This window comes from Pontibacter sp. GD13 (genome assembly GCF_058216355.1).
The window spans coordinates 242,496-252,098 of sequence record NZ_JBYZMQ010000005.1 but is presented as its reverse complement, the minus strand read 5'-3'; the positions used below and the strand labels follow the sequence as shown (position 1 = coordinate 252,098).

Genomic DNA, 9,603 nt, shown 5'->3' with positions numbered 1-9,603 from the left:
TCTGTTCTGTCATGGCTGTTGCATTTTGAAAGTGTCCAAACTTTAAAACGTACACAGCCCATTGGCAGAACAGATTTTTTGTTTTACAACGTGTGAAGTATCACGCAACTTGAGTTAATTATAACGATATTAAGTGGTAATTGGTGTAATGCAGGGGCGTAAAAAACTGGGGCCGTGGCGGTATAAATGGCAGTTAGGGATAAGCAAGTAGAACGGCCTCGTTAAAAGGGAAACGGTATAGCCATGAGGGCACAGATTTTGAGCGAACTTTTTTGGCCCGGCAAAGTATGTTTCAAATACCTGTCTAAACCGAAAAGCTTATGAATTACGACGACATCGTTTCTATACTTGGTTCCGAAGCCGACAACCTGTTGCAGTACAAGAGCAAAACGATCATGAAGGAGCAGTTGCATGCGCCCGGTCCTGACTTCGTTGACCGGATTTTTGCCTACTCTAACCGCAGTCCGCAGGTTTTGCGCAGCCTGCAGCAGCTGTTTAACCATGGCCGTTTAGGCGGCACGGGCTACCTCTCTATCCTGCCCGTAGACCAGGGCATAGAGCACACCGCCGGCGCATCTTTCGCTCCAAACCCCATTTACTTCGACCCGGAGAACATCGTTAAGCTGGCTATGGAGGGGGGTTGCAACGCGGTTGCCACCACGTTCGGGAACCTGGGCATGATGTCCAGAAAGTACGCGCACAAAATTCCCTTTATAGTAAAGCTCAACCACAACGAACTGCTGACATACCCGAACAAGTATGACCAGATCATGTTCGGCTCTGTGGATGATGCCTGGAACCTGGGCGCCACAGCTGTAGGGGCCACCATTTATTTCGGCTCAGAGGAGTCATCGCGCCAGATAATGGAGGTGGCAGAAGCGTTCGAAAGGGCGCATCAGTTAGGGATGGCAACTATTCTGTGGTGTTACACCCGCAACAACGCCTTTAAGAAAGACGGCGTTGATTACCACGCAGCGGCAGATCTTACGGGGCAGGCCAACCACCTGGGCGTTACCATCCAGGCTGATATCATTAAACAGAAGCTACCCGTTAGCAACGGTGGCTTTAAAGCCGTCGGGTTCGGTAAAACCGACGAGAAGATGTATACCGAACTGGCAACCGATCACCCGATCGACCTGACGCGCTACCAAGTGGCCAACTGTTACATGGGCCGCGCAGGTCTCATTAATTCCGGGGGCGAGTCAAAGGGCACATCTGACCTGGCCGATGCCGTTCGCACAGCCGTGGTGAACAAACGTGCCGGTGGAATGGGGCTCATCTCAGGGCGCAAGGCTTTTCAGAAAGACATGAGAGCCGGAGTTGAGCTGTTAAATGCCATTCAGGACGTATATCTGTCGAAGGATATTACATTAGCATAAATTGTAGCAGAACTGCCGATAATTACATATTTTTGTGACCTGCTTTCGCCACTTGCCGCCGTGCAGAAATGGCCGAAGCAGGTCATCCTATTTTTATATACTGCTGTGTGGCAGGTATATATTTAACTTTAAAGTGCAGAAAGCACGCTTTCAACTATGATGCCTTGGTTTAAAAGAGCTGAAAAAGGAATTCATACGCCTACGGAGCAGAAGAAAGAGACGCCGGACGGGCTGTGGTACAAATGCCCGGATTGCAAAACGGTGACCAGCATGGCGGAGCATCGCAAGAACCTAAGCACGTGCGTAAAATGCGATTTTCATGACCGGATCGGGTCCAAGGAATATTTTGCCATACTTTTTGACGATAACAAGTTTACAGAGCTGGATGAGAACCTGACTTCAGGCGACCCGCTTGATTTTGTAGACTCGAAGCCCTACCCGCAGCGTATTGTGGCCACCCAGAAAGCCACTGGCCTGAAGGATGCCGTGCGGACAGGCTTCGGAAAAATAAACGGCCAGGAGATCACGATCGCCTGTATGGACTTTGCCTTTATCGGAGGGTCGATGGGCTCGGTGGTAGGCGAAAAAATTGCCCGCGCCATAGACCATGCCCGTAAAACACGCACGCCCTTCCTCATGATCTCGAAGTCTGGCGGCGCACGTATGATGGAGGCAGGCTTCTCGCTGATGCAAATGGCTAAAACATCGGCTAAGCTGGCGCTGCTTTCTGAAGAGAAACTGCCCTACATCTCTTTGTTAACAGACCCAACCACAGGTGGCGTAACGGCATCTTACGCTATGCTGGGGGATTTTAATATTGCAGAGCCCGGCGCTTTGATCGGTTTTGCCGGCCCGCGCGTGATTAAAGAAACAATCGGCAAAGACCTGCCGAAAGGATTCCAAAGTGCCGAATTCGTACTGGAGCACGGCTTCCTCGACTTTATCGTAGATCGAAAGCAACTGAAAGAAAAACTCACGGATCTGCTAGGCATGGTTTTGCTGCAGGACGATGTGACCTCTGCTACTCCTAAAGCAAAAAAAGTATCCAAAGCTTCTTAAGGCTATTGAAGTACACCTAAAAGAGGAGCCGGTTAATGTTAGCCGGCTCCTCTTTTAGTTATGCGGTCAGCCTCACCTGGCAACGGGACGCGCGCTTTAAGCTACAACCTGCTTTAGTAAGCATTTCTTATCCTGAGCAACTTTTAGGATAGTATGAAAAGCCCTGCTTGCCGTAACCCCCGATCTACTTCTGTAGCTTCCAGGCAAGTACAGGCAACACCGGAGGCAGCGTTTGCCTCAATAGGAAGTATGGCGTAAGTTTTTTTAGCAAAAAGCCCCCGTGCGTAAAATAAAAGATTAAATTTTTCGTGTATAGCGTAAGCCAGATATATAATTGGCACATGGATTGCATTCAAGCCTGGCAGGAACCAGGTAGGTGACTCAAACAAACGAAGAACATTTTTACAAACTACATGCATATGAAAATTTTAAAACTATCGCTGAGCTCTTTGCTGGCTGCCACTATGTTGTTTACTTCTTGCCAGACAAAGGCCCCTATGGCCAGTACCGATGGCAATGATACCACTACCTCTGCCAAAACAGGTTCTCCCACCGATACCAACACTGCCGAGGGAGACAAAAAGGGGATGACTAAAACCACGAAGGGAGGCATTATCGGGGCAGGGTCCGGTGCCGTGATTGGCGGTATTATTGGTAACCGCTTAGGAAACACAGCTGCCGGTGCCATTGTAGGAGCCGCCGTAGGCGGCGCCACGGGTGCCGTGATAGGCCGCCGCATGGATAAGCAGGCCGAAGAGCTTGAAAAGAGCATGGAAAACGCCAAGGTGGAGCGCGTAGGCGAGGCCATTCGTGTCAACTTCGACTCGGGTATCCTTTTTAACGTAAACTCAGCAGATTTGAGCGCAGGTGCTAAGCAGGATATTCAGAAATTGGCCAAAACGCTTAAAGATTATGAGGGCACGAATGTAATTATAGAAGGACATACCGATAACACGGGCTCTTATGACCTAAACAAGCGCTTGTCTGAGCGTCGTGCCGAGGCCGTTGCTGCCTATGCCCGCAGCCTTGGGGTAAATGGTGCAAGATTGCAAGCAAAAGGTTACAGCTACGATCAGCCAATAGCTGACAACAGCACCCTGGAAGGCCGCGCGCAGAACAGACGCGTTGAAATCATAATCGTGGCGAACGACGAACTGAAAAAAGCCGCTGAGAATGGTGAAGTGAAGTAAAGGTAACGATTACCTAAAACAGTAGCGCCGGCCCATGCATTTGGGCCGGCGCTACTGTTTTAGGTGAAGTAGCTTGCTTTTAGGGCGAATGCCTTTCTTGTATTGAGCTTAACTGTGCACCCCTAATCAGAAACCCGGAATTATTTAACACGTTTAAGTATACAGTACTTCTAATATAAGATGTTGCAAGTCAGCGTTAAGTGTGCTGCCTTTAAAAAGTGCAGGCTGACTCATGTGTACGATTCAGCGTAAAAACCAAACATTTTAAATCACTTTTGAGTATTAACCACAGAACTATAAGTTCATACATCAGAAACAAAACACAATTATGAAAAATTTTAGAATCAATCTTTCAATCATAGCCGTCCTGATAGCTGTTATCATGTCATCTTGCGCTTCTGGCGGTGGGGGCATGAGCAGAACCGCGAAAGGTGGTGTTATAGGTGCCGGTTCAGGAGCTGTAGTAGGCGGCGTTATCGGCAGGGCAGCAGGAAGCACTGCGACGGGCGCTATTATCGGTGCCGCTGTGGGCGGCACTGCAGGAGCTCTGATCGGACGTAAGATGGACAAGCAGGCCGAAGAGCTGCAGCGTGACCTGGAAGGCGCGCAGGTAGAGCGTGTTGGCGAGGGTATTAAAATTACCTTTGACTCCGGTATCCTTTACCCGATCAACTCTGCCGAGTTGCAGCCCGGTGCTAAAACCGAGATCATGCAACTGGCAGAAACGCTTAAAAAATACCCGGATACAAACATCGTGATTGAAGGCCATACCGATAACACCGGTACACGCCAGATCAACCAGCCTTTGTCAGAGCGTCGTGCACAGTCTGTAGCCAGTTACCTGGCCACTATGGGCGTTGACCGTAGCAGAATGACAACGCAGGGATATGCCGATGACCAGCCTGTGGGAGACAACTCAACCGCTGCCGGCCGCGCGCAGAACCGACGCGTGGAGATCGCCATTTTCGCGAACGACAAAATGAAGAAAGCCGCTGAACGCGGAGACTTATAAACGCAAGAATAGATAGTGATTAATTGGTGATTTTTCCAGCCACGCCCCCGGGTGTGGCTGGTTTTTTTTATGCCATATCAGGCCCTTCGCCGGCTTGCAGCGCATACCAGCATGGCAACCGTTGCCCCGGCAAGGGCCAAGGCCATGTCTTTTTGCGCATCCCAAATGTCGCCCTGCATGCCCAGGTAGTCCATGCCCTGCGCGTCTCCAGCGTAAAACACATCTGCCACCGCCCACTCCACTAATTCATACAAGGCGCTTAAAGAAAGTATGATCTCTACGGGCATCAGGTAGCAAAAAGGAGGTTTCACATGAAAGCCCCGGCGCAGGATCTCGTGCATGGGGTAAGCCAGCAACAGGCCGAAGCCCAGGTGCACCAGACGGTCGTAGGGGTTGCGGGCTAACTGATACTGCCCCTGCAGCCATTCGCCAGTGGGGTTATCGGCATACTGGAACTGGCTGCCGTACACGTGCAGCAGCAGGAAAAGGAAGATAAGGGAGTAGCTCAGGTCAGAGAACCGGAAGATGTTGTAAAAGGCAACCAGGAAGATAAGCAGGGAAAGGGTTAGTGTATTCTCCAGCACCCAATTGGTGAGGTCGGTTGTGGTGAGGCCGGTAAAGACCCAAAAAGCCAGAAAGAGGGTAGTGTAGCTGATGTGCAGTGGCTGCTTCAGGTAAGGCAGCTTTTCTGTGGGTGTAGCGGTTATAGTTCCTTGCATGGCATATGGGCAGCTTAATATGCTCTAGTAACTATAAAACATGCTTTTGGTTTTACGGGACCCTCACATGGCTGTTGGAGTCTTAGTTTCCCAAAGTCACTGCCCTTGCGCATCAACCGAACTCTTAAGCCATGAGATCATCTACGTGGAAAACCAGCCGGATGGGATTGTCTTCGGGGCTCTCGGTTGGGTCGCAGTGGTAACCGTACATCTCCACGCCATTTACGTAAGGCAACAGCTTCTTGTAATAGGTATGCCCCGTGTTTTCAGGGTTAAAAGTGATATCATGAAACACTTTAGTGGGCAGTTGCGGCAACTTACTTAATTTGTCGAACAGGGCTTCGGGCTTGCCCAGGTCGCCGGAGTAAACGATCCGCTCATCCTCTTCCTCAAAGATATAGGCATAGGTTTGCAGGCCCTCCGCGTGCTGTCCGTACGTGTCTATGGCTGTGACGCCTTCAAATTGCTCCACAGGCACAAACTCGGCATACTTGTCAGGGTCCCTTACCTGGATTTTCAGGAACTCGTAAAGCTGCTGCTTAAACTGCTCCGAGGGATAAAGCACCACCGGCGGCTTTACTTGCTCGATGATGCTTTTGTAAAGCAAGAGGTTGGCAAGGCTACCGCAATGGTCGTTGTGCAGGTGTGTGAGCAGGATGTGGTCTACGGCAGTGACAAGGTTCTTTTTGACAAGCGCAGTGAAAACGGTAAAGCCGCAATCGATCAGCAGTTCGATGCCCCTAAATCGGAGCAAGGCGGCGGAATTAAGGTAATCGGTGTCAAAGGCACCCCCTGTTCCCAGAAACTTTATTTGCATAGAATCAAATTAGAAAGTAGTTACTACGCACGCGCATAACATTGCATATAGCGTTGAAGTGGCTGAAATAGTTGTGCATCAGCCTCTCTTTTAAAAAGTACAATGGTTTTCGGGGCACTGACAACCACGGGTTAAAATAGCTTTGTAGCCAGGTAGTTACACAAATTTTAGCTGCGGATTGCTTAACAGATCATGCGGCTGTTCGTAAAAAAGGAGGCAAAAGCTGACAACCTATGATGGATGCGCATGAACTTCCTGCTTCAGAGAAAGCCCTGTTAACGCATGCGCTTCTGAGCGACACTTACAAAAGGTTAAAACTGGAGAACAGGCGCGACCCGATGCATGAGTTGATCTCGACCATGCTCTCGCACCGCACCAACCATGCCGATGAGGAAAAAGCCTATTACACGATGCTGGAGCGCTTCGGCGACTGGGAAGGGGTGATGCAGGCCGGCCCCGATGAACTGGCTGATGCGATCAAAACCACGCGTTACCCGGGCCAAAAAGCGCCACAGATTCAGGAAACACTGCGCCTGATAAAAGCAGACAGAGGGGAGATCAACATTGATTTTCTGGAGGAAATGCCGGTAGCGGAGGCCATGCGCTGGCTCACCAGGCTTCCGGGCGTAGGGCCCAAAACAGCAACCCTCTTGCTGCTTTTCAACTTCAAGAAACCCGTGATGCCCGTCGATACGCATGTGTTACGGATCAGCCAGCGGGTGGGTATCATCGGGGCGAAGGTAACGGCGAACAAAGCGCATGATGTACTGCTGCAGTTTCTGCCTCGCGAACCGGTTGAGCTCTATAACTTCCATATACACATGCTGCGCCATGGCCAGCGCGTTTGCACCTATTACACGCCCAAGTGTGAGCAGTGTGTGCTCAGCAGCATCTGCAACTATTATCAGGATGTAAGGGAGAAGGGCATAGATAAAGCGGCATAACAGTAAGTCGGCAGCTCTAGCTTAACCTGCTTAAAGTATAAAGTCTGTGCTTTTCTTGTAGGTTCTGCGATCATTTCCTAAAGTATACAAAAGCGCTGCGCATGGCACCTGTATGCCATCAGAAAAATTAGGCAATCCGGCTGTGTCAGAACCAGGCTATGTTAACAATAGCGGAGCAATACTTCCTGTTCCTTTACCTCCAGGTGTGCTTCACGGCCACAAACCAACGCTAAGTTCTTTGGCTCGTGGCCTACCGGAAAACCGTAGCAGACGGGGTAGTTATACTTTCCGGTGTGCTCACGTATGATCTCGTAAGCCGTTTTTCCGAAAGGGACAGGCGTGTCATTCATGTCGCTCATGTCGCCAATGATAAGGCCGGCCAGGTTGGCCAGTTTGCCGCAGCGGTCCAGGTGCACCAACATACGATCCACATTGTACAGGTACTCGCAGAGGTCCTCCAGAAACAGGATCTTACCCTCGGTGCAGCTATCAGAGCGCGTGCCGGTGAGGTTATGCAGCATCGAGAGGTTGCCGCCTACCAGTTGGCCCAGGGCGGTGCCAGTTCGGTTAAAGGCATGCGGGGCGGCAGTGTAGCGGAGTTCCTCGCCGAACAGCGCGCGGCGCAGCGTTTCTACAGATGCCTCGGTGCCTTGCTGCGGGAAAAGCAGCGGCATGATGCCATGGATACTCTCCAGCCCAATGGTGTGTATGTGGCCATGCAGGGCCGTTACGTCGCTAAAGCCCACTACCCATTTCGGGCGCTTTCTAAATTTAGTGAAATCAACCTGGTCAATGATCCGGGTGGTGCCATAACCCCCGCGGGCACAAATGATGGCCTTTATACTTTCATCGTCCAGGAACTGCTGCAGGTCGCCCAGGCGCAGTGCATCATCCCCTGAAAAATAATGGTAGCTTGCTCCAATGCTCTGGCCTAGCACTACTTGCAGCCCCCAGCTTTCAAACACCTTTATCGCCTCCTCAATTTCAGGAAGTGTGATCTTTCGGGCTGTGGCGGTAATGGCGATTTTGTCGCCGGGCTGTAGGGCTGGTATCATAGCGGATGGCATTAAGAGGTGTAAAAGCGAAGATAAGGTTTAAAGCTAAAATAAGCGAGGGCAGCCGCCTGGGTGTGGCTGCGGAAGCAAAAAACCTGTGTTTTAGAAGCAGGGGCAGTACATAAAAAAAGCCATACCCTAAAGTATGGCCTTTTTTACGCTTCTCTATTACCTAGAGAACGGCTGGCTCTTACTTACATCTCACCTTAAACAAGATTGCCTGACGCATGCATATTAGATGCAAAACAAATGTAAAGGTTTAATTGATGGTGAAACTATTTTTTAGACGAACCCTATATTTTGTAAGCTCATAGCCTATATTTGATAGACTAACACACCTTAAAGTACAAAAAACGAAGTCAACACGAATGCCATAGCGTGGTATACTTCAGGCATAATGTGTACCTTTGGCCAGAGATACCCCTTTTATGCGCCTGACTTCTAAACCTGTGCTTTGTAATTATTACGTTACCTACCGCTGTAACGCAAAGTGCTCGTTTTGTGATATCTGGGAGAAACCCTCGCCTTATATCACGCTCGAGGATGTGAAGCAAAATTTAACCGATCTGAAGCGGCTTGGGGTGCAGGTGATTGATTTTACTGGCGGGGAGCCCCTGCTGCACCGCCAGATCGACGAGATGCTGGGCATGGCCCACGACATGGGCTTTATCACCACCCTGACCACCAATGGCCTGCTTTACCCTAAAATGGCAGCGCGCCTGAAGGGCAAGGTGGACATGCTGCACTTCTCCCTGGACTCGGCTGATAAAACTGCGCATGACACAGGGCGCGGGGTGGCCTGCTTCGACTTTGTGATGGAATCCATTGAGGTGGCCAGGCAACTGGGCGAGCACCCGGATATCCTTTTTACGGTATTCAGGCAAAACCTGCACCAGCTGGAGGAGGTGTATGAGAAGATCGTGCTGCCAAACAAGCTGCTGCTTATCATTAACCCGGCATTTGATTACAACGATGTAGAGGCCGGTGAGCAGCTAACCGAGCAGGAACTGAAATACCTCTCCGACTTTGGGGGCCGCAAACGGGTGTACATGAACGAGGGCTTCGTACAGCTGCGCCTCGATGGCGGAAACCATGTGGCGGATCCGGTTTGCAAAGCGGCCAGCACCACGCTGGTCATCTCTCCCGAGAACGAACTGGTGCTGCCCTGCTACCACCTGGGCGCCAAGAGCTTTCCGATAAACGGGCAGCTGCACGCCTTGTATAAAAGCCAGGAAGTGGAAGAGCTGAAGCGGCAGGAGGGAAGGTTGCCGGCCTGTGAGGGTTGCACCATCAACTGCTACATGCAGCCCAGTTTTGCCGTAGAAATGAATAAGTACTTTTGGAAGGCGCTGCCCAGCACCCTGAAGTATAATTATATGAAGGGCACCTGGAAGAGGCTGCTTCCGTTTATAAATTAGCACGTTTTTT

9 protein-coding genes are annotated in these 9,603 nt (G+C 50.5%); 6 read left to right on the top strand and 3 right to left on the bottom strand.

Annotation, left to right across the window (positions count from 1 at the left end; all coding sequences use genetic code 11):
* Positions 1 to 320: 320 nt before the first annotated feature.
* The 4 genes from AC4BAN_RS09865 to AC4BAN_RS09850 all read left to right on the top strand — a co-directional run bounded on the left by AC4BAN_RS09865 (position 321) and on the right by AC4BAN_RS09850 (position 4,640).
* Positions 321 to 1,379: a class I fructose-bisphosphate aldolase gene (locus tag AC4BAN_RS09865; protein WP_490564228.1), complete on the top strand. Its 1,059-nt coding sequence runs from the start codon at positions 321 to 323 to the stop codon at positions 1,377 to 1,379.
* Positions 1,380 to 1,538: 159 nt separating this feature from the next.
* Positions 1,539 to 2,438 (top strand): acetyl-CoA carboxylase, carboxyltransferase subunit beta, encoded by a 900-nt coding sequence (gene accD / locus AC4BAN_RS09860; RefSeq protein ID WP_490564236.1) that lies wholly within the window; start codon positions 1,539 to 1,541, stop codon positions 2,436 to 2,438.
* A gap of 464 nt (positions 2,439 to 2,902) precedes the next feature.
* Positions 2,903 to 3,628: a YiaD family glycine zipper/OmpA-like lipoprotein gene (locus AC4BAN_RS09855; protein ID WP_490564235.1), complete on the top strand. Its 726-nt coding sequence runs from the start codon at positions 2,903 to 2,905 to the stop codon at positions 3,626 to 3,628.
* Between the two features lie 328 nt (positions 3,629 to 3,956).
* Positions 3,957 to 4,640 (top strand): YiaD family glycine zipper/OmpA-like lipoprotein, encoded by a 684-nt coding sequence (locus tag AC4BAN_RS09850; RefSeq protein WP_490564227.1) that lies wholly within the window; start codon positions 3,957 to 3,959, stop codon positions 4,638 to 4,640.
* A gap of 77 nt (positions 4,641 to 4,717) precedes the next feature.
* On the opposite strand, the gene AC4BAN_RS09845 is transcribed toward AC4BAN_RS09850, so the two are convergent.
* Positions 4,718 to 5,359, bottom strand: coding sequence for a DUF2238 domain-containing protein (locus tag AC4BAN_RS09845; RefSeq protein ID WP_490564226.1), 642 nt, complete (start codon positions 5,357 to 5,359; stop codon positions 4,718 to 4,720).
* A 124-nt stretch (positions 5,360 to 5,483) separates the two neighbouring features.
* The gene (locus AC4BAN_RS09840) at positions 5,484 to 6,176 is read right to left on the bottom strand and encodes an MBL fold metallo-hydrolase (RefSeq protein WP_490564225.1); all 693 of its coding nucleotides are present in this window, start codon (positions 6,174 to 6,176) and stop codon (positions 5,484 to 5,486) included.
* A 233-nt stretch (positions 6,177 to 6,409) separates the two neighbouring features.
* Here AC4BAN_RS09840 and AC4BAN_RS09835 point away from each other — a divergent pair, with 233 nt between their 5' ends.
* On the top strand, positions 6,410 to 7,120 hold the full coding sequence (locus tag AC4BAN_RS09835) for an endonuclease III domain-containing protein (RefSeq protein WP_490564224.1): 711 nt from the start codon (positions 6,410 to 6,412) through the stop codon (positions 7,118 to 7,120).
* 161 nt (positions 7,121 to 7,281) lie between these two features.
* Here AC4BAN_RS09835 and AC4BAN_RS09830 read toward each other — a convergent pair whose 3' ends face one another.
* Complete coding sequence (locus AC4BAN_RS09830) at positions 7,282 to 8,175, bottom strand: S66 peptidase family protein (protein WP_490564223.1); 894 nt, start codon at positions 8,173 to 8,175, stop codon at positions 7,282 to 7,284.
* Between the two features lie 428 nt (positions 8,176 to 8,603).
* Between AC4BAN_RS09830 and AC4BAN_RS09825 the strand changes: the two genes are divergently transcribed.
* The gene (locus AC4BAN_RS09825; RefSeq protein WP_490564222.1) at positions 8,604 to 9,593 is read left to right on the top strand and encodes a radical SAM protein; all 990 of its coding nucleotides are present in this window, start codon (positions 8,604 to 8,606) and stop codon (positions 9,591 to 9,593) included.
* Positions 9,594 to 9,603 lie beyond the last annotated feature (10 nt).